This is a genomic window from Microbulbifer maximicatervae (SeqCode) (assembly GCF_052467325.1).
On the sequence record NZ_CP174310.1, the window covers coordinates 2933722 to 2957464 of the forward strand.

At 50.5% G+C, this 23743-nt stretch carries 22 protein-coding genes and 1 other RNA gene; 13 read left to right on the forward strand and 10 right to left on the reverse strand.

Features of this window, described 5'->3' with window-relative positions; translation table 11 throughout:
• Nucleotides 1-33: 33 nt before the first annotated feature.
• Nucleotides 34-1980 carry a molecular chaperone DnaK gene (gene dnaK, locus ACJJIE_RS13180; RefSeq protein WP_282931313.1) on the reverse strand — a complete coding sequence of 649 codons (1947 nt, stop codon included), beginning with the start codon at nt 1978-1980 and terminating at the stop codon, nt 34-36.
• Between the two features lie 123 nt (nt 1981-2103).
• The gene (grpE, locus tag ACJJIE_RS13185) at nt 2104-2724 is read right to left on the reverse strand and encodes a nucleotide exchange factor GrpE (RefSeq protein ID WP_282931312.1); all 621 of its coding nucleotides are present in this window, start codon (nt 2722-2724) and stop codon (nt 2104-2106) included.
• 228 nt (nt 2725-2952) lie between these two features.
• Between grpE and recN the strand changes: the two genes are divergently transcribed.
• Entirely contained in the window at nt 2953-4620 is a 1668-nt protein-coding gene (gene recN, locus ACJJIE_RS13190) for a DNA repair protein RecN (protein WP_282931311.1), read from the forward strand.
• A gap of 281 nt (nt 4621-4901) precedes the next feature.
• Entirely contained in the window at nt 4902-5501 is a 600-nt protein-coding gene (locus ACJJIE_RS13195; protein ID WP_282931310.1) for a 1-acyl-sn-glycerol-3-phosphate acyltransferase, read from the forward strand.
• Between the two features lie 50 nt (nt 5502-5551).
• Here ACJJIE_RS13195 and fur read toward each other — a convergent pair whose 3' ends face one another.
• Nucleotides 5552-5962: a ferric iron uptake transcriptional regulator gene (gene fur / locus ACJJIE_RS13200; protein WP_282931309.1), complete on the reverse strand. Its 411-nt coding sequence runs from the start codon at nt 5960-5962 to the stop codon at nt 5552-5554.
• A 278-nt stretch (nt 5963-6240) separates the two neighbouring features.
• Between fur and ACJJIE_RS13205 the strand changes: the two genes are divergently transcribed.
• Nucleotides 6241-6585, forward strand: a complete 345-nt coding sequence (locus ACJJIE_RS13205) for an outer membrane protein assembly factor BamE (protein WP_282931308.1) — start codon at nt 6241-6243, stop codon at nt 6583-6585.
• Here ACJJIE_RS13205 and ACJJIE_RS13210 read toward each other — a convergent pair.
• Nucleotides 6582-6935 (reverse strand): RnfH family protein, encoded by a 354-nt coding sequence (locus ACJJIE_RS13210; RefSeq protein ID WP_444891982.1) that lies wholly within the window; start codon nt 6933-6935, stop codon nt 6582-6584. The genes ACJJIE_RS13205 and ACJJIE_RS13210 overlap by 4 nt on opposite strands.
• Nucleotides 6932-7372 (reverse strand): type II toxin-antitoxin system RatA family toxin, encoded by a 441-nt coding sequence (locus ACJJIE_RS13215; protein WP_413663280.1) that lies wholly within the window; start codon nt 7370-7372, stop codon nt 6932-6934. Before ACJJIE_RS13215 ends, ACJJIE_RS13210 begins: the two co-directional genes overlap by 4 nt.
• Before the next feature lie 189 nt (nt 7373-7561).
• Between ACJJIE_RS13215 and ACJJIE_RS13220 the strand changes: the two genes are divergently transcribed.
• The 5 genes from ACJJIE_RS13220 to ACJJIE_RS13240 all read left to right on the forward strand — a co-directional run bounded on the left by ACJJIE_RS13220 (nt 7562) and on the right by ACJJIE_RS13240 (nt 12624).
• Complete coding sequence (locus ACJJIE_RS13220; protein WP_444891983.1) at nt 7562-8980, forward strand: sodium-dependent transporter; 1419 nt, start codon at nt 7562-7564, stop codon at nt 8978-8980.
• A 15-nt stretch (nt 8981-8995) separates the two neighbouring features.
• Nucleotides 8996-9475 (forward strand): SsrA-binding protein SmpB, encoded by a 480-nt coding sequence (smpB, locus tag ACJJIE_RS13225; RefSeq protein ID WP_282931304.1) that lies wholly within the window; start codon nt 8996-8998, stop codon nt 9473-9475.
• A gap of 40 nt (nt 9476-9515) precedes the next feature.
• Nucleotides 9516-10862 (forward strand): sodium-dependent transporter, encoded by a 1347-nt coding sequence (locus ACJJIE_RS13230; RefSeq protein WP_444891984.1) that lies wholly within the window; start codon nt 9516-9518, stop codon nt 10860-10862.
• Nucleotides 10863-11035: 173 nt separating this feature from the next.
• Nucleotides 11036-11425: a transfer-messenger RNA gene (ssrA, locus tag ACJJIE_RS13235) on the forward strand.
• A 605-nt stretch (nt 11426-12030) separates the two neighbouring features.
• Nucleotides 12031-12624, forward strand: a complete 594-nt coding sequence (locus ACJJIE_RS13240) for a hypothetical protein (protein WP_444891985.1) — start codon at nt 12031-12033, stop codon at nt 12622-12624.
• Nucleotides 12625-13303: 679 nt separating this feature from the next.
• On the opposite strand, the gene ACJJIE_RS13245 is transcribed toward ACJJIE_RS13240, so the two are convergent.
• Together ACJJIE_RS13245 and ACJJIE_RS13250 are read right to left on the reverse strand one after the other, a co-directional pair.
• Nucleotides 13304-13678, reverse strand: a complete 375-nt coding sequence (locus ACJJIE_RS13245; RefSeq protein ID WP_444894769.1) for a Fic family protein — start codon at nt 13676-13678, stop codon at nt 13304-13306.
• Nucleotides 13679-13714: 36 nt separating this feature from the next.
• Nucleotides 13715-14044, reverse strand: a complete 330-nt coding sequence (locus tag ACJJIE_RS13250) for a Fic/DOC family N-terminal domain-containing protein (RefSeq protein WP_444891986.1) — start codon at nt 14042-14044, stop codon at nt 13715-13717.
• A 476-nt stretch (nt 14045-14520) separates the two neighbouring features.
• On the opposite strand from ACJJIE_RS13250, the gene ACJJIE_RS13255 reads away from it, so the two are divergent.
• The 5 genes from ACJJIE_RS13255 (at nt 14521) to ACJJIE_RS13275 (ending at nt 17165) form a co-directional block, all read left to right on the forward strand.
• Nucleotides 14521-15141, forward strand: coding sequence for a DUF6088 family protein (locus tag ACJJIE_RS13255; protein WP_444891987.1), 621 nt, complete (start codon nt 14521-14523; stop codon nt 15139-15141).
• Nucleotides 15142-15263: 122 nt separating this feature from the next.
• On the forward strand, nt 15264-15446 hold the full coding sequence (locus tag ACJJIE_RS13260; RefSeq protein ID WP_444891988.1) for a nucleotidyl transferase AbiEii/AbiGii toxin family protein: 183 nt from the start codon (nt 15264-15266) through the stop codon (nt 15444-15446).
• A gap of 328 nt (nt 15447-15774) precedes the next feature.
• Complete coding sequence (locus ACJJIE_RS13265) at nt 15775-15954, forward strand: hypothetical protein (protein WP_444891989.1); 180 nt, start codon at nt 15775-15777, stop codon at nt 15952-15954.
• 224 nt (nt 15955-16178) lie between these two features.
• The gene (locus ACJJIE_RS13270; protein ID WP_444891990.1) at nt 16179-16730 is read left to right on the forward strand and encodes a hypothetical protein; all 552 of its coding nucleotides are present in this window, start codon (nt 16179-16181) and stop codon (nt 16728-16730) included.
• A gap of 6 nt (nt 16731-16736) precedes the next feature.
• Nucleotides 16737-17165: a hypothetical protein gene (locus tag ACJJIE_RS13275; protein WP_444891991.1), complete on the forward strand. Its 429-nt coding sequence runs from the start codon at nt 16737-16739 to the stop codon at nt 17163-17165.
• Between the two features lie 217 nt (nt 17166-17382).
• Here ACJJIE_RS13275 and ACJJIE_RS13280 read toward each other — a convergent pair whose 3' ends face one another.
• From ACJJIE_RS13280 to ACJJIE_RS13290, 3 genes are read right to left on the reverse strand one after another with little or no spacing between them, the layout of a single operon-like run.
• The gene (locus ACJJIE_RS13280; RefSeq protein ID WP_444891992.1) at nt 17383-20697 is read right to left on the reverse strand and encodes a type I restriction endonuclease subunit R; all 3315 of its coding nucleotides are present in this window, start codon (nt 20695-20697) and stop codon (nt 17383-17385) included.
• A gap of 24 nt (nt 20698-20721) precedes the next feature.
• The gene (locus tag ACJJIE_RS13285) at nt 20722-22074 is read right to left on the reverse strand and encodes a restriction endonuclease subunit S (RefSeq protein WP_444891993.1); all 1353 of its coding nucleotides are present in this window, start codon (nt 22072-22074) and stop codon (nt 20722-20724) included.
• Nucleotides 22064-23635 carry a class I SAM-dependent DNA methyltransferase gene (locus ACJJIE_RS13290; protein WP_444891994.1) on the reverse strand — a complete coding sequence of 524 codons (1572 nt, stop codon included), beginning with the start codon at nt 23633-23635 and terminating at the stop codon, nt 22064-22066. The genes ACJJIE_RS13285 and ACJJIE_RS13290 overlap by 11 nt, the downstream gene beginning before the upstream one ends.
• Between the last annotated feature and the right edge of the window lie 108 nt (nt 23636-23743).

Below are 23743 nucleotides of genomic sequence, written 5' to 3' on the forward strand. Positions count from 1 at the left end.
TTAAAAGCTGCCACCGGAATTGCAAGCGAACGCTTACTTACCTTCTTTTTTGTCGTCCTTAACTTCTTCGAACTCTGCGTCTACCGCGTCGTCGCCAGCGGAGGACTGCTGCTCGCCCTGGGCACCAGCGCCAGCGGCACCTTCAGCACCAGCGGCTTGAGCCTGCTCGGCGTACATCTTCTGAGCAACCGGACCGGAAGCCTCAGTCAGCTTGGTAGTTGCAGCTTCCATAGCGGCCTTGTCATTGCCTTTAACGGCTTCTTCCGCTTCGGTAACAGCCGCTTCAATAGCTGCTTTCTCTTCAGCGGTAGCTTTGTCGCCAGCTTCTTCCAGAGTCTTCTTGGTCGCAGAAATCAGGCCGTCGAGCGTGTTGCGAGTCTGCACCAGCTCTTCGAACTGCTTGTCCGCTTCGGCATTGGCCTCAGCGTCCTGAACCATCTTATCGATCTCGTCCTCGGACAGACCGGAGGAAGCCTGGATCACGATGGACTGCTCTTTACCAGTGGCCTTGTCCTTCGCGTGTACGTGCAGGATACCGTTGGCATCGATGTCGAAGGTTACTTCGATCTGCGGCATGCCGCGCGGTGCCGGTGGGATATCGGCCAGGTCGAAACGACCCAGGGATTTGTTCTGTGCAGCCTGCTTGCGCTCACCCTGAACCACGTGAATGGTTACCGCTGTCTGGTTGTCATCCGCAGTGGAGAAAACCTGGGACTTCTTGGTGGGGATAGTGGTGTTCTTGTCGATCAGCGGAGTCGCAACGCCACCCATGGTTTCGATACCCAGGGTCAGAGGAGTTACGTCCAGCAGCAGTACGTCTTTAACGTCACCGGACAGTACGGCGCCCTGGATAGCAGCACCCATGGCAACGGCTTCGTCGGGGTTAACGTCTTTGCGCGGCTCTTTGCCGAAGAACTCGGTGACTTTCTGTTGAACCATTGGCATACGGGTCTGACCGCCTACCAGGATCACTTCGTCTACACCGGAAGCGGACAGGTCAGCGTCTTGCAGAGCGATTTTTACCGGCTCCAGGGAACGGGTAACCAGCTCTTCTACCAGGCTTTCCAGCTTGGCGCGGGTCAGTTTAACCACTAAGTGCTTGGGACCTGTAGCGTCTGCAGTGATGTACGGCAGGTTGACTTCGGTCTGCTGGCTGGAGGACAGCTCGATCTTGGCTTTTTCTGCAGCTTCTTTCAGGCGCTGCATTGCCAGGGGGTCACCTTTCAGGTCGATGCCCTGGTCTTTCTTGAACTCGTCTGCGAGGTATTCGATCAGGCGCAGGTCGAAGTCTTCACCACCGAGGAAAGTGTCACCGTTGGTGGACAGTACTTCGAACTGCTTCTCGCCATCGACGTCGGCAATTTCGATGATGGAGATATCGAAGGTACCACCACCCAGGTCGTATACCGCTACAGTGCGGTCACCGCCCTGCTTGTCCAGGCCGTATGCCAGTGCAGCGGCAGTCGGCTCGTTGATAATACGCTTAACGTCCAGGCCCGCGATGCGGCCGGCGTCTTTAGTGGCCTGACGCTGGGAGTCGTTGAAGTAAGCCGGTACGGTAATTACTGCAGCTTCAACTTTCTCACCGAGGAAATCTTCTGCAGTCTTTTTCATTTTCTTCAGGACTTCGGCAGAGATCTGCGGCGGAGCTTTTTTATCGCCTTTCACTTCTACCCAAGCGTCGCCGTTGTCAGCTTCAGTGATGGTGTAAGGAACCATCTTGATATCTTTCTGGACAACGTCGTCTTTGAATTTACGGCCGATCAAACGCTTAACCGCAAACAGAGTATTTTGGGGATTGGTCACCGCCTGACGCTTGGCAGACTGACCTACCAGAATTTCGTTGTCGTCAGTGAAGGCAACAATAGAAGGTGTAGTGCGATCGCCTTCGGCGTTTTCGATTACACGCGCTTTGTCACCATCCAGTACCGCTACACAGCTGTTAGTGGTACCCAGGTCGATGCCGATAATTTTTCCCATCTGTAAAATCCTCTTTTGATGCGCGCTGCCAGCTCTGTTCTATTTGCATCGCGCGAATAATTCTTGATGTCAGCTATATTGGTGCCGGCCGAAAAATTTCAAGGCCGCTTTACACTTCTGCCGTTACGGCGCTTTGCTGACCACCACCATGGCCGGGCGAACCAGGCGGCCATTGAGGCGATAACCTTTCTGAAACACATCCAGAACCGTGTTCGGCTCCACCTCGCCGTTGGGCACCTGGGTCATGGCCTGGTGCAATTCCGGATCGAAGGGCTCTCCCGCTGGATCGACAACTTCCACAGCATTTTTCGTCAGGGTTTCAACGAAAGATTTGTGAGTCAGCTCGATACCCTCTACCAAGGCCTTGTTGGCTTCGTCAGCCGTATCGATCGTCGCCAGTGCGCGCTCGAGGTTGTCCACTACAGGCAGCAAGTCCTGCAGCAACTTCTCTACCGCAAATTTGCGCGCGCGTTCGATATCCTGTTGCGCGCGGCGGCGGGCATTCTGCTCTTCCGCCTGGGCGCGCAGGGCCATATCCTTGTGCGCTGCCAGTTGCTCCTGCAACTTGATAATTTCCTCGTGCAGGGCATCGGCACCTTCGGCCTCTTCCCGCAGGGCTTCCTCGGCAAGTTCGCTTTCTATAGAGGAAGGATCTTCAATCTCTGCTGAAACACCCTCGTCTGTAGCTGGTGCGTGCTCCGCCCCCTCTTTAATCTGATCTTCTTCGCTGCGCTCTCTGGCCACTGCTTTCTCCGTCGCGTCGACTCTGTCAGTAATGTGAGTTGAGCCCGTCTCGCGGGCACTGGAGCCTATATGGGGACATCCCCGCACAGTTCAAGTGGTTTTTCGCGCTAGCGCACATCCTCAGAGTAATGTGGCCCCACCCCTATAGCTAAGCGGGAGCGAATACTGTATAAATAACCACTAATTGGGCCGGGCGCCCGCCGATTAGCAAGGACACAAGCGATCTCTATGCTGCTGCATCTGTCTATCAGCCAATTCACCCTGGTGGACCAACTGGAGTTGGAGTTTGGTCCCGGTACCAGCACCCTGACCGGTGAGACCGGCGCGGGTAAGTCAATCACCCTGGATGCCCTCGGCCTGGCGCTGGGCGGTCGCGGCAGCGCTGAGCTTGTGCGCACCGGCGCCAATCGCGCCGATATCAGCGCCACATTTGATATCGCCGAGCACCCCAGCGCCGCCAGTTGGCTCGAGTCCCAGGAGCTGGACGCCGGGCAGGAAGTCATTCTGCGCCGCACCATCGGCGCCGACGGCCGCTCCCGCGCCTATATCAACGGCCAACCGGTCACCCTTCTGCAGCTACGCGCTCTGGGCGAGCAGCTAATCGATATCCACAGCCAGCACGAACACCAATCCCTGCTGAAGAGAGAAACGCACCTGCGCCTGCTGGATGAATACGCCCAGGCCCAGGAACTCGCCGCAGAGACCCGCAGCCGCTTCAAAACCTGGCGGGATCACTATCGCCGTTATCGCACCCTGGCCGACAGCGCTGAGGAAGCCGAAGCCCGCCGCCACTTGCTGGAATACCAGCTTAAAGAGCTGGACCAGCTGGGCTTGAGCGAAGGGGAAATAGAGTCCCTCGAGAGCGAGCAGCAACAGCTGGCCAATGCCGGGGAAATCCTCAGCGGCAGCTACCAGCTGGCCGCTTTTCTGTCCGGCGGTGAGGGCGATATCGCCGAACAGCTGCACCGCGCCCTGCAACTGCTGTCCTCCATGCCCGGGCAGGCTCCGGCGTTAGTGGAAGTGGCGCAGATGCTCGACAGCGCGCGCATCCAGGTGGATGAAGCCGCAGCCACCCTCTCCCGACATATCGACCGCTTCGAGATGGACCCGGAGCGACTCTCCGAGGTTGAAGACAGGCTCAGCGCCATCTACCAGGCGGCGCGCAAACACCGAGTCCAACCGCAGGAGCTGCCGGCACTACAGCAACAGTTACAGGCAGAGCTGGACGATATCGGCAGCCCAGATGCCCTGGAGCGCCTAGCCGCAGATTGTGAAGAACTGGAAAGGCAGTACAGAAAAGTTGCCGGCAAGCTCAGCAAACTGCGCAGCAAAGCAGCAACTTCACTGGCAGAAGCCGTGAACGACCAGCTGGCCGATTTGGCCATGCCTCACGCTCGAGTAGAGCTATCACTTCAAAAGCTGGATACCCCTAATAGCCAGGGACTCGAGGAAGCGGAAATTTTAATATCCACCAACCCAGGCCAACCGCCTCGCCCCCTAGGCAAGATTGCCTCCGGCGGTGAGCTCTCCCGGGTCAGCCTGGCAATCCAGGTGGTAACTGCGCAAACCTCCCGCACCCCCACCCTGGTATTCGACGAGGTGGATGTGGGTATTGGCGGTGCCACCGGTGATGTGGTGGGCCGCCTGCTGCGCCAACTGGGGGAAACCCGCAATGGCTGCAGCGGCCAGGTGATCTGTGTGACTCACCTGGCCCAGGTAGCGGCGCGAGCTCACCGACAATACCTGGTGGAGAAGCACAGCGATGGGGAAAGTGTTTTTGTGGCCCTGCGCGAACTCACCAACGGCGAGCGCCGCGAAGAAGTGGCGCGCATGCTCGGCGGCGCTCCCACCGCCCAATCCCTGGCCCATGCCGAGGAAATGCTGGGGAGAATTTAACTCTCCAAATTCCTCTCTCGGGCTGGCTATAGAGTCAGCCTCGCTCCCTCCATACGGTACCAGCACCAAGCGTCACCAAAGGTCAAAAATGGTGCATTTTGGTAAGCAATCTTATACCGTAGATCAATAATTGACCGCCACACAATCCGGTAAACCACCCCTTTCGTCGGATATATGTGCCGATTTAGGACAAACGAACAAATATGACTGGGAGTGGCAGGTAAAGTCACCATATACTTGGCGGCTTATTTTTCGATGTATGAGTAGTCCCGGCCGAGGTTATGCAGAGAACGATTTTCAACACCCCCATTGTCACCCCAATCCTCCGCTTGGTTGCACGGGTGCTACTGAAGTTGCACGGCTGGCGTGTCAAAGCTGACGAGCAGTCTCTCAAACTAAAGCAGTATGTTTTGATCGGCGCCCCCCATACCACTAACTGGGATGGCTATTACTTTATCCTCGCCGCACTCAAACTGAAGATGACCCCGCAGTGGATGGGCAAAGACAAGCTATTTACTTTCCCCCTGGGTGGCCCCATGCGCTGGTTCGGCGGTATCGCCGTAGACCGCAGCAAAGCCAACAACCTGGTGGATGCCACCGCCAGGCAATTCAAACTGCGCAAAGAACTGGTTATCGCTATCCCCCCCGAGGGCACTCGCGGTTTGGCGGAACGCTGGAAGACCGGCTTTTACCATATCGCCCGCAACGCCAGGGTCCCGGTGGTACTGGGCTATATCAGCTTCCCCAAAAAAGAAGTGGGCATCGGCCCGATAGCTCAATTCGGTGAAAACCTGGAAGCCGAGCTGTTGAAGCTCAAGGAATTTTACGCGGATAAAATTGGCAAGTTCCCAGAGCTTTACACTCCACCCTGCCAGTCGTAACACTCAGGATAAGCATTTGAAGGGTGCGGTGAATACCGCACCCGGAAGAATTACTTCTCTTTTTCTGTCACATACAGAACCAGGCTGTGGCCAGTCAGCTCATAGCCGTGCTCTTCAGCGATCTGGCGTTGTAGCTCCTCAATCTCTTCATTGTGGAACTCGATAACCTTACCGGTATCGGTGCACACCATGTGATCGTGGTGATCACCACGGTCCAACTCAAATACAGAGTGGCCACCATCGAAATTGTGGCGCACAACCAGGCCCGCGCTCTCAAACTGGGTTAACACCCGGTACACAGTAGCTAGGCCAACATCCTCTCCCGCTTCCAGCAATAGCTTATAGACATCCTCAGCACTCAAATGCTGCTCACTGGTGCTTTCGAGCAATTGCAGAATTTTTACCCGCGGCAGAGTGACCTTGAGGCCAGCCTTGCGCAATTCCTGGTTTTCATTCGACATGTATCAATATTTCCCGGCAGGATTTTAAAAGTTATCCGAAGTTGCCCAAACCCACAGCGGCCATTTATAAAGGATTCCGACCCTGGAGTCCCGTCTGTCAGCGAGCCAACTCTTCAGGTATTATCCCATGCCCTACGGAGTCAGAGAAACCCCGTACTGCTCACTTAGGGCAGAACTGGTGGGTGGAGGAACTTTTTTTCTCCACTTGGGACTAAACTGACTGTTTGTAAGAAATCAGCGTGAGCGCTGCCGTTTGAAACCGAATAATGGAGCAATGAATGCCGCCTAGTCTGAGATTTCTCACCATCGCCTTCTTCTGCAGCTTGCTGGGAGCCTGCACACTCGTAAAATTCCCCGGCGTACACCGTATTGAAGTGCAGCAGGGCAATATCATTACCCAGGAGATGGTGGATCAGCTGAAGCCAGGGATGACTCGACGCCAGGTACAGTTTGTCTTGGGCACTCCGCTGCTGGAAGATACCTACAATCCCAACCGCTGGGATTACGTCAATCGCCTTCGCGACAAGAAAGGCAATATCACCCAAAAGACCTTTAGCGTTTACTTTGACGAAGACTCCCTGGTAGCCACCAGCGGCGACTGGCAGCCCACAGGCTGGCCCTAAGAGGACGCCCCCGCGGCGCCTTTCTTCTTCTCAGCCATACGCTTGGCTTTCTCGGCGCGCTGCTTGCGCGCCTCTTTGGGATCGGCGATCAAAGGGCGATACACCTCAACCCGGTCCCCGGGTTGCAGGACATAACTTTCTGCCGGCGGCAGCCCCTTACTCCCCAGCACCTGGGCAAAAATGCCCATCTTTGCAGTATCCGGATCAACTTCAGGATACTCCTTGGGAATTCCCGAGCGAATTAGCGCCTCCCGCGCAGTGGTGCCCTCAGACACCAACAAACGCATCAATCGCTGTTCATGGGGCAGTGCGTACACCACCTCCACCGAGATTGTTTTCTCTTCTGTCATTGGGGTTTCCCATAAACTTCTTCAGCGCGCTCACACATAACTGCAACCATCTGGTTAGCCAGGTCACTGAAAATTTTTCCCGCAGCCGCCGCGATCAATCGATTTTTCATCGAAAACGAAAGGGTGAAACTCACCTTACAGGCATTTTCAGCCAGTGGAGTAAATTCCCACAGCCCTTCAAACTGCTCGAAGGGGCCATCCACCAGTTTGAGTGTCATCGACTTGGGACGCACCAACTGATTTCGAGTCACAAAGCTCTGCTTTATACCCGCGCGCGACAAATCCAGGCGCGCCTCTAAAGTGGTGTCATCGCTGTGAATAATCTCCGCAGCGCGACAGCCGGGCAAAAATTGCGGGTAGCTGGCCACATCGTTGACCAGATCAAACATTTGTTCTGCGCTGTACATCACCAGCGCACTGCGTTCTATTTCAGTCATTCCTACTGTCTAATCCAGTCCATCAGGCAAAATTACCTGGGATTACCGTTGAACGGCTAATTTTGCCAGTCGGCGCTACTCAAGCAAGACAATTCCTGTAACAATCGCATTTTTTACCGGTGGGCCACACTTAGCCCCAGCCGCAGTAACAAAACTACAAGCATTCAAAAAATAATAGCGAGAGTACTTATGACCGCAGTGAGAGAGCATTTTGGGTCAAGGCTGGGCTTTATCCTGGCCGCCGCAGGTTCCGCCGTCGGTATTGGCAACCTGGTCGCATTCCCTGTAGCAGCCACCAAAAGCGGGGGCGGCGCCTTCTTACTGGTCTACGCTCTCTTCGTATTCCTGATCTGCCTGCCGGTGATGATGGCTGAACTCGCTATGGGTCGCCGCTCAGACAAAGACCCTGTCGGGGCCTATCGCGAGATTTCCAAGGGCTCCACGCTGTGGAGTATTCCCGGTTGGCTGGCCCTGATCACGCCATTTATGATCGCGGTTTTTTATCTGGTAGTCACCGTTTGGGTAATGGGATACCTGGTAGAAATCTTCTCCGGCAACCTGGATAAGCTCGCCACCCCGGATTTCTTTATCCACTTTATCAATACTCCCACGGTATTTATTTACCTGGTCATCCTGATGCTGATCATTAATGCCATTCTCGCTATGGGTGTTAAAGACGGTATTGAGCGGGCCGCAAAAACCCTGATGCCCATGCTGTTTGTGATGTTACTGGGACTGGTGTTCTTTGTACTGACTTTGGATAACGCCGCCCTCGGTTTGCAGTACTACCTGGTACCCGACTTCAGCAAGATTGATGGCAACGTAATCAGTAAAGCCATGGCCCAGGCCTTCTTCTCCCTGTCTCTGGGAATGGGCATCATGATTACCTACGGCTCCTATATGAAGAAGAAGGACTCCATTCCCGGCTCTTCCCGCGCCGTAGCGATTACTGACACATTGGTAGCCTTTACTGCTGGCCTACTGATTTTGCCGAGTATTTTCCACTTTAATCCACAAATTGATCCGGCAGAACTCAGCGACTCCTCCGCCGGTATGATCTTCCTGTTCCTGCCGAAGATTTTCCTCGCTTTGCAAGATGGAATCGGTTACATAGGCGCCAGCGCTGTAGCAGCTGTCTTCTTCTTCCTGGTGCTGGTTGCCGCCATTACTTCACTGGTTTCCATTATCGAGGTGCCGATCGCCACCTTGCGCGACGAGCGCAACATGGAGCGTAAGAAGGCCATCTACATCGTTGCGGCAGTTCAATTTGTACTGGCCATCGCTTGCGCCGTATCATTCGGTATGGCCACTTGGTTTACAGAGTTTGTACAACTGGCCGGCGCAAACAAGTCGTTCTTCGATTTGGTGGAGATCATCTTCTACGACACCATCCTGCCTTTAAACGGTCTGCTGGTATGTCTGTTCGTGATCTACAAATGGAAGAAATCCAATTTTGATAAAGAGCTGCAAGAAGGTGACAGCAACTTTGCAGGCTCGTTTTCGCAAAAATACGTTAACTTCTCCCTGGGCACTTTTATCCCATTGATACTGCTGCTTATCTTTATCAATACCGTGGCCCTGAAGTTTTTTGGACACAGTTTTATATAGTCACTCGTAGTTTTCATGGCCAAGAAAAAGAAAGCACAAACATCCAATACCATCGCCCTCAACAAGAAGGCCCGCCACGACTATTTCATTGAAGAAAAGTTTGAGGCGGGCGTTGAGATGAAAGGCTGGGAAGTCAAAAGCTGTCGGGAGGGCAAAGCCCAGCTGACCGACAGCTATGTCATTTTCAAAAACGGGGAAGCCTGGCTGCTGGGTGCCAACATCCAGCCGCTACCCAGTGCCTCCACCCACTTTGTTACCGAGCCCGACCGCACCCGTCGCCTGCTGCTCACCAAGCGCGAGCTTTCCAAGCTGATCGCCGCTGTTGAGCAGAAAGGCCACACTGTGGTTGCTACAGCCATGTATTGGAAAGGGCATCTGGTGAAGTGCGAAGTCTGCCTTGCTAAAGGTAAGGCGAGCCATGACAAGCGCGAGACTGAGAAGAAGCGCGATTGGAACCGCGAAAAGCAGCGCCTAATGCGCTCGGCGCACAAATAGTGCACAGTGAACTATTAGAAGAATAATTACGGGATTTACCATGAGTGCACCGCGAGGACAGTTCAGCTCGAATATTGGCTTTTTGATGGCTGCGGCGGGCTCCGCCGTTGGTCTCGGCAATATTTGGGGCTTTCCAACCAAGGCCGCCAGTAACGGCGGCGCCGCCTTTGTAGTCGCCTATTTATTTCTAGCCTTTGCGCTTGCCTACCCGGCCCTGATGGCTGAACTCACCATTGGCCGCCACGCGCGCCGCAATATGGTGCAGGCACTGCGCTCCATTTCCAATGGACCCATCAGCCGCTTTTTCGGGGGCCTGACCGGCTTCGGCGGCATCCTGGTGGCCTCCCTGATCCTGAGCTTCTACGCCATTGTGGCGGGCTGGATGGTAGCCCACCTGGCCGAACCTTTCGCCGGCCTGTTCGGCGCCCAAGAGGCGGCCCAGTGGTTGGCCGGCAACAGCACCAGTCGCAATATGATCATGACCGCCATTTTCAGTGGCCTCACCATGCTGATTATCGCCAGTGGTGTTGAGAAGGGGATCGAGCGCTGGTCCACCCTGTTGATGCCATCACTGATCATCCTGTTATTGCTGTTGATCTGCTACGTACTCACCCAGCCCGGCGCCCTGACCGGCCTGGAAGTGTACCTGATGCCCAACTTCGACCACTTCACCCCGGATCTGCTGATCTCCGCCATGGGCCAGGCTTTCTTCTCCCTGTCCTTGGGTGTAGGCACCATGCTGATCTACGGCTCCTACCTGAGCAAGCAGGAGAGCTTGCCGCGCCTCGGCGCCCTGGTAACCCTGATTGATGTGGGCATCGCCTTCACAGCGGGCCTGCTGATCCTACCCGCCATGTACGTAGCCCAGGAAGCCGGCACCCAGATTTTCTCTGCCGACGGCTCCCTGATCGCTGGCCCAAGCCTGATCCTACAAGTGCTGCCGGCACTGTTCGACACCATGGGTGAAGCCGGGATATTCGTCGCCATCGCCTTCTTCGCGCTGATGGTTATCGCCTCCCTCACCTCCTCCATTTCCATGTTGGAAGTACCGGTGGCCTTCTCTATCGAGAACCTGAATATCCCTCGCCGCATCGCCACCCCGATCGTTGGCCTGATCATCTTCGGCGTGAGTTGCGGCATCATCTACAACTTCGACGCCCTCTTCGGACTGGCAGTCAGCATCAGCACCGAATACGGCCAACCTCTGCTCGGCATTGCACTATGTATCTTTGCTGGCTGGATCTGGCGCCGCGATCAGCTGCTGAGTGAGCTCAAAAAAGGCCACGAAGATATCGAACAGACCCTGTTCTGGAAGATCTGGCCCTGGTACGTGCGCATCGTCTGCCCACTGCTGATCCTGACCGCTTTCGTGCAGTCCATTCGCTAAGCTGATCTCCCTCCCGGCGGTACCTCACCGCCGGGAACCCCCTTCCCACCTAAGCCCTCCCTCAAAGCGCCTGACTAAAGCGACTCTGATCGCTCAAATGCCAATTACATAAAATTTATTGCTAACGTGAATTTTGAGGTATACTTAGGTGACACACATGAGTGTTTCTTATCGGGGATGACTTGGATTCGACGCCGGTTACGAAACCTTGGGTGCATGCCGAGATGGCAGCGAATCTCGTAAATCCAAAGCTGTATTTTATTAGTTGCCAACGACGACAACTACGGTGCCCAACTCGCTGCGTAAGCAGCTTGTGAAGCACTAACTAAGGGTTCGTCCCTTAGCAGTCTTCAGCAAGGTTCCAGTATCGCGCTGTAGACTGTTATACAGAACTGGATCGCCGCAAGCCATACCCGTGGGTAAGCGGTTAAACAATTTTCGGGATCGCCCTATACGTCCTGACCGCCGGGCTGTAATGGGTTAAATCAATAGACGGAGCTAAGCATGTAGAGCCTCTGGCAGAGTGCTGACGGACGCGGGTTCGACTCCCGCCATCTCCACCAAATTGCTGTCTCAGACAGCCCACGAAAGCCCCGCAAACCTAGTGTTTCCGGGGCTTTTGCTTATCTGGGCCATCCCAGTTAATCTAACCCCAATTCAGCCATTTTTGGTGGGGTTAATTGCGGGGGCGAGCAGGTTTACGCCACTGCCCCACCAAGAAAAAGCACCTGGCAGCAATTACAGACCCTGCTGAGTTTGGGCGTCTACTAACTGCCATAGACGAATACCTGGACACCCCAGTAGTAAGAGCAGCCCTAAAACTACCCCCTCTCCTACTCTGCCCACTAGAGAATTGCAAAAACTTGAATGGACGGAAATCAATTGGGATGCCAAGCACATAAAACTGCCCAGCGAAAAATGAAAATGGGCCAGCCACACATTATCCCTCTTGCTGAGTAGGCTCTAGCCCTGGTCACTCGGCTATGACAATGAAACCATGACTGCCCACTGCTTCCGTGCAATGGCTCGTACTCTTTTAGACCAAGACACTCGGCAGGTTTAATTTAGAATTCGCGTTTTCATCAAGCAAAAACCTGAATGTGGCGCATTCATCTCAAATCAGAGAGGTGAAACACATTCTCCAATGGATTTACGAGGATAAAGGGATATGTCCATCAACGAACATGCAACCAAGATACAGGTGAGTCGACTGGTTAACACCGCTCTGACAGCGATTAAGGATAAAGATCCGAGATTTGATCAGACTCTGGTTCGCACTCTGGATCAACTTAACTTAATCAGCCGAAACCTGAATACCGCCAAACATAACGTACAGCACTTTGGTGGAATGATGGCAAGCGGCGCTCATGGACAAAACGCCTACCGAGTCAATCAGTCCATGAACTCGAAGCTGAGAACCCTTTCATCACTTGAAGCCTTCCTCGCAGAAGAGTGGAAAAAACTTGGTAAAGCAGTTGACGCATATAGGACACAGCTACCATGGGAAGGCAAGACTGAATTGGAACTCCTGGATATGCTTGCGGGAGAAATCGAGTCGTTCGATAAATTACTTAAAAAAAATGTCATCAAAGTTCCAAAGCACCAGACCAATACACACCAAACGATGACCCTTCAAAGAGAAATCACGCAATTAAAGGCAATACCCGCTCATACAGCGCCAAATATGCTTGTCTTAATTTCCATCGGCCTTCGTTTATTTGCAATGTACGTCGGCTCTAAAAGAGTGAATAGCAATAGATAATCTCGATTTCCCTTTTGGCAGCTCGCTAGGCGCTGGACGTTTTTCATCTGACAGGCTCAATGCCTGTCGGAACCTTCTAAATAAGCGGAGCAGATCAATATTGTGTTAGGAATACCCACATTTCTACCCATTAACCAACTTAAAAACCCACTTAGCCACTCACTTCAAAAAGAACAAAGCCCCAACCATCGATCATGTGATGCACTCCTTACAATATTCACGAGATGCACTTATACACGAGAGAAAGGTCTCCCCACAATCAAGGAGACCGCTCGCCAGTTGACAATTGTTGACATCGATAAAGATTTTTTCACATCAGTAAGAGCCCCAGGAATGCCTGCTGGGGCATGACGTATAGAGAGAGCCTAGGGCACAGTTGAGTCGGATAAATCACGCGCCAAATTGGAGGTTACTTTGCTCTAGTGGTGGGGGTATCTGTGGGGTTTTGTAATTAAACCAAACAGAAACCGAGCAAATACGGTAGCTACAGCCAACTACTCAAGTCTCGCCATCTCCACCAGATCAAGAAAGGCCAAGCGCAAGGTTGGCCTTTTTTATTTCCAGATCAAAACTAGGGCACCTTCAGTTTCTAAAACTAAGCAACCTTCTTAGCCAAGATGGGATGTGATCCAAATACAGCTACGCTCTTTGGCATGTTAGCTCGACTTTAAATCACTATTTAGAGCTTTGGCGCATCAGGATTACGAATAAATAAATCACAGAGTGGTGTATTGATATAGTAGTTAACCCTCCCAATTTTTTGTTTCTGTAAAAATCCGCTTTCAACCAGTTGATCCAGGTATTTGGTGGCGGTCAAGCGCGTCACCCCGAGATCGTTCACCACAAATTCAATTTTTGTATACGGATGCCTGAATAGATTATTCAGCAAATCTTGGGTTACTAGATACAGAATGTTGAGGATACGCCCGCAACGGCCGTTGCCATCGTAGAAGGGGTGAATCGATTCGAACTGAAAATGAATGACCGCCATTTTTACCAAGGGGTCTAAATCGGAGAGCGATTCATCATTGATGTATTCGACGAGATTATTGATTAGCCGTTCGACTTCTTGGCTATCTTGCGGTGGTGTTTAGACAATTTCACCGGTTTGCTGATTTTTAAGCTCTGTACCTGGCAACTTTCTTAAGCCCGCTTTATTCCGCTCTAAGGTTTGCTGAATATCTAAAATATCGTTTAGGCGGATAAGTTTTTGATGCCTGACTTGTTCGAAGCCCTGCTTCAAGGCAACAGAGTAATCTTGAACTTCTTTGGTCGCAGTAGTGAGGTAATCTGTGAAAAGCTCGGCTTTATAAAGATCATCGTGACTGGTGATGATATTTTCAACTTCAGAACTGTCTTTCGCCTCCTGCAACGTGAGGGTATTGATAAGAATAGCTTCGTTAGGAATCGAGGCCGACACACCTTTGAGCTCCGCCAAATATCGGTGCGCAGAGGCAGTTTTTTTCAGGACCGGTTTAGTTTCCAGCCTAGCCCATCCCCAATGGGTAATGGCTGTACTTGATATGGCATGGCGATCCTTTCTTAGCTATGCAAATTATAAACACACACAAGATATGCATAGATTTCCCAATAATTTATACACTTCTGCATGAATATGTATAGATTTCGCTATTTTTTATAGATATCACGAAATATATGGTTAATAAAGCAATAGGTGTATGTATTTTGACCAACACCTGTACGCTGCGAGGCCTGGGCCCGTGGTTGATAACCATAAAGGCCTCAATTCGCCAACATGTCTTACGGTAAGCGAATTTATCCTACATTATTGACTTCAGGTAAACCTAATTATCCTGACATATTACTTCTTGAAAGCTACAGAATACGGGGGCTAGAATAAAACAGCCTATCATCGGTAGTGCCAGGATTGTTACAGTGTCAGTTTCTGAAAGCGTCCACCAACGAATCAAGCGATTCCAGCGAGGAGAACCCTTCCCTGTCAACCGCCTGTACACGCTTGGGAGTGAAACGGCTGTACAGAAGGCTCTTAGTCGTTTGGTGAAGGCCGGAGAGCTGTTGCGCATCTCCAAGGGGTTATACGCCCGCCCCAAAACCATCTCTTCAATACCTGGCTTAAAGGTCCAACCCAGTGCAACAAAGGTCGCCATCGTCTGGGCAAGACAACATAAGCACAAGCTCGTTCCACAGGGGCAGGAAGAAGCCTACCGCCTTGGCCTGCAAACGCAGGCGCCAATGAAAACCATCTTTTGGACCAGTGGCCCCAGCAAGGAATTTAGGGTGGGCAATGAAGTAGTGGTAGCCAAGCACACCAGCGCCTCAAAGCTGAAATGGGGTCAGAAACCGGAAGGGGCGCTTTTACGTGGGCTTTCCACCATCCCCTCCAAATCCGCTTCTCCCCGCATTATAAAACTTGCCATCGCCCGGTTGAGACTGGGAAAGACGGAAGCCCGCGAAACCCTCAAAAAGTTGGAACATTCCAATCTGCCAGAGAGCTGGATTGTTTCAATCAGAGAAACTAGAAAAACCATAAAATGACCAATATTCTCAACCACTACACCTCCAACAGGGGGCGTAAAGAGTTAGCCGATCTATTGCGTGCAGGCGCCCAATACCATCCAGCTAGCCTGCCAGCTCAATATTTGGAAAAGGATCTTTGAGTGGCAGAGATTCTCCACCTGCTATATGACGAAGAACTTCTAGGGGGTATGGACGTTGCCTTCAAGAGTAGTACTGCGCTCAGCAAATGCTTCTCTGCCATTGATCGATTCTCGGAAGATATTGAACTGTCCATTCACTGGGGAGCACTAGCGAAAACGAAGCAGTATTGCGCAGCGAATTAAAACTTATCCCCGACCGAAACGGACTCGCGCTCCTCACTGCAGACCATGAGGAATCCCTTGAAGGAGGCATGTTTCTTCAAGATCCTGGACAATTTCAGGATATTGTCACCCGATTAAAGCAACTCGAATCTAAGTTGAACGCCCACTACAAATCAAAGCTCAGCTATAATAAAGAACCCAAATAGAATATTCTCATCTTTCGAGTGACCACCAAGGCTTTCAAAATCAACGGTCGCTCAATAATAAAATTTGAAATGGTAAAAATATGTAAATACTACGCACAAGCCTTCCCTACCGGATTACTGCGTTTTTAAATTGGGGTAAACATATGAACGATAAAATAAAAAAAGCGATTGAAGACGCGGAGAAGCGACTTGAAGGACTATTGCCTGATATAGAAAAGCGTCACAGCGAATCAACCCAGAACAGTCCTGATGAACCAGAAAACCTGAAAGAAGGTATCGTAGATGATTTGGAAATCCCAAGAGCTATAAAGCAACACCCCTAAATAGATAGCAACAAACGAAAACAATTATGGAAACCCTCTACCTAAAACTCCCCTATTCCAACATAACCCTATTTCTCTGGTCGGCTACCTCTACTCAAGAGGTAGCCGACCAGAGAAATACAGATCAATCATAACTGACACATATTTCTACCAGTATATTAGTTCCTGATTGACCGATATCGTGGAATTTTGTACGCTCCGGCAAAATTCTCTCGGAGAGTCGGATGTCGGAATCTTTACAGGAGTTGCTTCCACTTGAAATATCCGCACCTTCTCCAAACAATAAAGACCAACAAATATCACTTAGAATTGATCGAGAATTAGTTCAAAACTATGCTGATATTGGCGCCAAAACTGAGCTTTATCAGCTTTTCTATAATGTTTGTGGCTTAATACCGCCGGTCAACAATATCGGCTACCATGAAGAACTGAACACTCAGGGTACACTTATCTTTCCCGATGCCTCAAAAGGGCTGGAAAGCAGTTCCGCGCTATTTCGGGGCTTAAGACGTCCATGCTTTGGTCAAGAGGGCGAGAAAGATGTCTTCATTTACATAGTGAACCCCACTTATGTTTATGAGTATGTTCCACATATGGTATGTATGGCAAAACGTGAACTTGCACCGGAAAATGCTGTCCTTGCAGTGTATGTTGTTTTTGATGATGATCAACTCATTAAAGGGAAGGTGGTACAGTTTGAGCTAGTTAGGGCAGATCAGAACAGGCCCCACCTACCTAAAGATTATATAAATCGATATGATAAACAAATCTGGTAATTCAAAATGGAAAGACTAAACGAATTTCTAGCTAATCATTTTGATACGCAAGCTTCTGAAAACTTTGTTAAGAAAGCTTGTTATTACTCAAGCATGGATCATATTGAGTACTTATCCAGAGACACAATTACAATCTCTGATCGAATAGATGAATTTTTAACAGTGATCTGGGATAGACGATACGAACATATTATTGGGTTCAAACTGAAAGGCTTTAAAGCAGCATTTGAGAAAGTAAAACTTTTAAAAAAATTTAAGGGTGATGAATTCAATCCCCTCATCCAAATATTAGAGCTTTTTATAACTGAGACCGCTGAAGACATACTATGTAATTTATCTGAAGCCAATGAACGCATGAATACTTATATAGACGTAAAAGAATTTATAATTAAAGAAAATATAAGCCTAGATGAAAGCTTTGCCAAAGCAGCATAATATAACAACACTTATCAACACAAAAAATGGCTCGTAGCGAGCCATTTTTATTAGATAACTTTTACCAGAAACCCCTTCTCAGCCCCCAAAACAAAGTCTTTTTTGGTCCTTAATCTCGCACAGAGAAACTTCGATTTTTTGATGTCATGTACACCGTAGTCGGTATAGCAGACCTGACCAAATCAAGGTACCGTTATTCGTTATTGCTAGAGTACTACTAATCCACCAACTCCACCTGACGCTTCTTAAAGTTCTCCGCCTGCTCCAGAATCTCTTTAAACACATCATCATTGGCAATTGGTGGATAGCCGAACTCCGCTAACAGCAGAATCAGCTTCACTTGCAGCTCAGCCTTAATATCTTCCCGCTGGTTCCAGGCGGGGAAGCTGGCGACGCTGTCGACTTCTTGTTTGGCTCGTTTAGCCAATTCGACCAGCTTGTCTTCCGGGTAAGAAAAATCGTACTTTACCGAGAGGGATTTGAGGATATCGTAGAAGGCTTTTTCCTCGTAATTGATCCCCATATCCGCGAATGAGGTCATTTCCGTTTTCAGGTCTTGGTAGAGGTCGATAATCTCGTTGGAGAAGTCCTCCAGCACACTGCTGACCAGAACATCCTCTTCCTTGCGCTCGTTGTATTTTTCTACCAGGGCTTTGAACTTCTTACTGAAGTCGACACTTTGCATTTTATTGGTTTTGGCCACTTCGCCGATGGCTTTTTCCAGCAACTTCTGTAACAGCTTGATCTTGGTATTCGGCAGTTTGATTTTTTCAATTTTGGCCAAATAGTCCTCATCAAAAATATCGATGGGGCCGCCGCCCTTTTCTTCTCCAAGCTTAAAGATCTCCTCTACCCCGTCACTACGAATCGCTTCGGCGATCATCTCGCGGACTTTGACGTTCATCTGTGCGGTATCTGGGGCGTCACCCCGGGTGAGTTTAAAAATAATGGAGCGGATGGCCAAATAAAAGTGGATCTGGTCCCGCTCTTTTTGCCTTATTTCCTCATTGCCACAGCAGATGTCATAGGCCGCCTTTAAGCGCTTGGCGATATCCATAAAGCGCTTTTGGGTCTTCTCGGTTTGCAGGGCATACTCAGCCGCTTGATTAAGGCAGTTGAGCTGGCTTACCGGGTCGCCGCTAAAGTAACCGCTGCTGTCAAAGTGGTGAAAAGCCCGATTGAGCAAATCCAGATGATTGCGCACTTCTACAATAGAAGCCGCGATATCTTCAAAGTTGTCCGTATTGCTGCCGCCAAAGGTTTTCAGCGCTTTATTCATATTGGTTTTGATACCAATATAATCCACCACCAGCCCTTTACTCTTGCCTTCAAACTTGCGGTTCACCCGCGAAATCGTCTGGATCAGGTTGTGCTTTGATACCGGCTTATCGATATACAAGGTATCGAGAAACGGCACATCAAAGCCGGTGAGCCACATATCCACAACAATGGCGATTTTGAAGTTGGATTTAGCCTGCTTGAATTGGCGGTCCAGTTCTTTGCGATCTTCCTTGGTGCCGAGCTTGTCCCACAGCACCTTGTCATCATCTTTATTGCGGGTCATCACCATACGGACCCGCTCGGAGGGTTTTAGCTCCTTGCGCTCTTTCTCCGTTAACTGCTCACCTTCAGCACAGGCCAGTACCTCAAACCACTCGGGGCGCAGGGCTTCCAGCTCTTGATAGAACTGATAGGCAATCTGGCGGGAGCTACTCACAAACATCGCTTTACCGGCGACGGTAGAGCCCTCTGCCAGGCGGTTTTCATAGTGGGCGACGAAGTCCTTTGCCAGGGCGCGGATACGATTCTCGTCCCCCAGTATGGCGTTCATACTGGCCATGGCTTTTTTGCTTTCGTCTATTTGATACTCGTTAGCGCCGTCTTTCTCACACTCCGCGTAGTACTCTTCAATTTCCTTGAGTTTGTCGTTATCCAGAATCACCCTCGCCGCACGGCCCTCATACACAATGCGCACGGTGATTTCATCTTTCACCGATTCATTCATGGTGTAGCGATCTACCGTGGGGCCGAAGACATCCAGGGTGGCGTCGATGGGGGTTCCGGTAAAACCGACATAGGTGGCGTTGGGCAGTGAATCGTGCAGGTACTTGGCAAAACCGTAAGTTTTCTTAACCCCTTTATTAATCCCGGTCTCTACCACCGTGATTTTTTGATCCAGGTTAATCTGGCTGCGATGGGCTTCATCACTGATACAGATCACGTTGCAGCGCTCAGTCAGCAGCTCAATATCTTCGGTAAATTTATGGATGGTGGTCAAAAAGACACCACCGCTCTGGCGACCCTGCAATTTTTCACGCAGATCCGCGCGGGAAGTCACGCTCTCTACAATCTGGTCACCAATATAAATTTTCGCATTGGTAAATTGCTGTGACAGCTGGTCGTCCAGGTCTGTGCGATCGGTAATAAGCACAATGGTAGGGCTTTCGAAGGCGGCGCTTTTCATCAGCAGGCGGGTTAGGAACTGCATGGTAAAGCTTTTACCGCAGCCGGTGGCACCAAAGTAGGTACCGCCCTTACCATCGCCGCTATAGCTCCCTTTGCCATTGGGCCTTTTCAGGTGTGTATAAATATTCTGGTAGAGCTTGGTGGCCGCGTAGTACTGGGGATAGCGGCAGACGATTTTGATTTCCTGATGGGTTTTATCGGGGAAAAAGATAAAGTGGCGCAGTACCTCGCGCAGGCGGCGCCGGTCAAATAGCCCCTGCAATAAAGTGGTGAGGGAATCCAGGCCATCTTTACTGAGGGTTTCCTCACCGGTGATTTTTCGCCAGCCGTAGTAGAACTCATAGGGTGCAAATAGGGTGCCCATTTTATTGTTGACACCATCACTAATCACACACAGGGCGTTATACACAAACAGCTGCGGAATATCCCGGCGGTAGCGGGTGCAGATTTGGGTATAGGCGTGGTGGATAGTCGCTTCCGGCCGGATGGCACTTTTAAATTCAAACAGCACCAGGGGCAGGCCATTAATATACAAAATGCCATCGGGGATACGCCGCTCGCCACCGCTGGCCGAGGCCACACCCTCAATTTCCAGCTGGTTAACGATCTTATAGATATTGGTCGCACCTGTTCTATAGCCTGCGCCCCCCTCTTTGACAGGTGTGGCTGGCAGTGTATCCACCTCACCCTCAGTGGGGATGCGCATCTCGGTCAGGTCGCTGTAATCAATCAGCTGGATATAGAGATCTTTTTGCGTGTGATCTTCCCGTTTAAATAAGAAGCCATCACTGAGCCATTTGCAGAACTTTTTATTGCTATCATACAAATCGCTGGGGGAGAGCAGCTCCAGTTGGCGAATAATGCTCTCCACCTCGCTTGCAGTAATACCCTCTGCCGCATACTGCTTGCTCAAAAAACTGCGCAGATCTTCCTTGATCAAGACTTCCGTCGCCCCTCGGGGCCCATCAGCGCTCTGGAAGAGCGTCTCCCCGGTAATATGGGGATAACCCTGCTGCTCCAATAGCTGGATTATGGCGTTTTCTAGTTGGGCTTCGGTAAACTTCATTGAAAATCCTTTTTCACTCTGACTTTAGGCTACTGCGTCACTCACTTCTTTTTCTACATCTGGAATACGCAACTCACCTGAGATTAGTTTTGGTAGGAGAGTGTCTCGTAGCTTTGTAAGTTCGTCACACAAATCTTGCTGTAATTTAATCTTTTGAAACAGAGGAACCACAAACTTATCAAATACGTCTACTATTTTTTTGGGCGGAACCACGCAAGGATGCTCATGCACATGATTTCTATTCAATGTGGGCACAGCTGATCCCGCCGCATATCGGCTTATATCGAAAGAATTCAGGAGAAAATAGCCATGATATACTGATGAATTTTTATATTCTTTTACCCACAGAGTAGTGTTTAATGGCCAGAAATCTCCATGTACGAATGTGACAACACCAATCCTTCCACTTCGTCCTGTAACTAGGCCAGGCCCATTAACTTTGCACTCACCATGAAAGCCATCCTGACCGCTTGAAGCAATTAGCGGGTAAAAACCTTCTGTTCTATTCTTTTTCGGAAGATCAAACCCCCTTTGCAAAATAAGTAAATCTTGCAATTTCCCTGCTAGCCACCCCTTCGGCACCCAACCCAAAGCTTCGGTATGTTCAAACTCACAGGGAAAGTGCTGGCGAAACTCTTCCGGCAAGGGTTTATGATCCGGCTTGGCCAGTTGTTGCTGGCGGCGTTGGACGCGGGCTTGCAGGGCATCGGGAATAGGCTTGCCTGCGGCGAGGGCGTTATCGATAACCGGATCAAAATCCACAAACCAACTTTTAAACAGGGCCTGGGCCATTTGTTCTAGGGTTTGGTTGGTTTGGCGGTTGAGTTGGATTTTTTTGTCCAAGGAACTGAGAACATCAACGATTTGATTTTGTACTTCAATAGCGGGAACATAAATAGGAAGTTTTCTCTGCCCAGTAATTCCTAAGTATGCTCGGGTAGATCCTCCACCAGCCCAAAGATTAAACAAGCTCTGAAATGGGGCTGAATCAAAATAGTATTTTAAATATCGATTATTTAGTACAGAATAATCCTTAACTCGGTAGTATGTAACTTGAGGAGTCAACATGACAAAATCTGTTTCAATATCCTCGACAAGCGCCGTTCTACCAATTGTTGCCTTATGCGAGAGCAAAACATCACCACGCTTAGCAAAGCCTTTCCTAAGCGTCTTAGCTTGCTCATTTGTTATAAACTTGCAACGAATTATATCTATCTGCCCATCCACCATATCTGATGCCATGATAAAAGGGATACCAGAGTCAACAAAATCACTTCCTTTTGGATGAATATCTCCATGATTTCCATCTAGTGGCTTCTCTAAAGCACCAGAAAGAATTAACTCTTCGACGGTATAAACCAAGTTATCATTCGCCATATCCCAATACCTCCAGATTCTGGCGAATAGCCTTACCCAGTGCTTCTGCTTCTCTCATTTGTTGATACAGCGTCTGGCTTAACTCACGCATCTTATCTTCAAAGGGAATGCCATCATCTTCGATTTCAGCGGCCCCTACATAGCGCCCAGGAGTTAGGACATAATCATTGCCTTTAATCTCTTCGAGGTTGGCAGCTTTGCAGTAACCAGCAACATCCTCATAGTCACCGTCTTTCTTCTCGCCGCGCCAGGCGTGGTAGGTTTGTGCAATCTTGGCGATATCGTCGGTGGTCAGCTCTTTATGAATTCGGCTGGCCATGGTGCCCATCTGGCGGGCGTCGATAAATAGGGTTTCGCCTTTGCGCTGCCGATAGCCACGCACCTTGTCTTCCCCTTTGTTTTTGGTGAGGAACCACAGGCATACGGGAATTTGTGTGGTGTAAAAAAGCTGGCCCGGCAGGGCGATCATGCAGTCCACATGGTCGTTATCGATAATCTCCTGGCGAATGGTGCCTTCACCACTGGTATTGGAACTCATAGAGCCGTTGGCCAATACAAAGCCGGCAGTGCCGCTCTCGCTCAGCTTGCTTAGCATATGCAAGATCCAGGCGTAGTTGGCATTGCCGGTGGGCGGTACGGTATAGCCGCCCCAGCGGGGATCATCGGTAAGCTCATTATCTGCCCGCCACTGTTTCTGGTTAAACGGCGGGTTGGCCATAATATAATCGGCCTTCAGGTCCGGGTGCTGGTCCTTAAAGAAAGTATCCCCAGCCACTTCCCCCAGGTTGCCACTAATACCGCGAATGGCCAGGTTCATTTTTGCCAGCTTATAAGTGGTGCTGGTGTATTCCTGCCCGTAAATAGAAATATCTTTTTGGTTGCCGTTGTGGCTGTTCACAAACTTAATGGACTGCACAAACATACCGCCGGAGCCGCAACAGGGGTCATAAATCTTGCCCTTGTAGGGTTCGAGCATTTCCGCCAGCAGTGCCACTACCGATTTGGGTGTATAGAACTCACCACCGCCCTTACCTTCAGACGCGGCAAACTTACCCAAGAAGTATTCGTAGACCCGGCCCACCAGATCCTCTTCACTGATATGGCACTCGTTGGCAAGGGTTTCGATATTGTTGATGGTATCCAGCAGTGCCGCCAGCTTACTGGCTTCCAGGCCCAGGCGAGAGAAGTAGTTATCCGGCAGTGCGCCAGCCAGGGATTTATTGGCCTTTTCAACGGTGTGCAAGGCGGTATCGATTTTAAGGGCGATATCGTCCTGCTTGCTGTGCTTGATAATGTAATCCCAGCGCGCTTCTTCCTCCAGGTAGAAGACATTGCTCTGGGTGTAAAACGGCACTGTATCGATAAACGCCTCTTTGCCATCCTCAATCAGCGCCTGGCGATGGGCCTCAAACTTATCGCTGATAAACTTGAGGAAGATCAGGCTCAGGACGATATGTTTGTATTCAGAGGACTCTACCGAGCCGCGCAGCTTGTTGGCGCTGTCCCAGAGGGACTCTTCAAAAGAGACGGTTTGCTTGGGTTTTGCGGACTTCTTGGCCATGTACAGCGTATTCCTTGGTGTTTTCGCCCTCCCCGGCATCATTATTGGCAAGGCGACAGATCTTATTGCGCCTAATTTTGCCCGATTACGGGGGGACTGTCGCCCTGC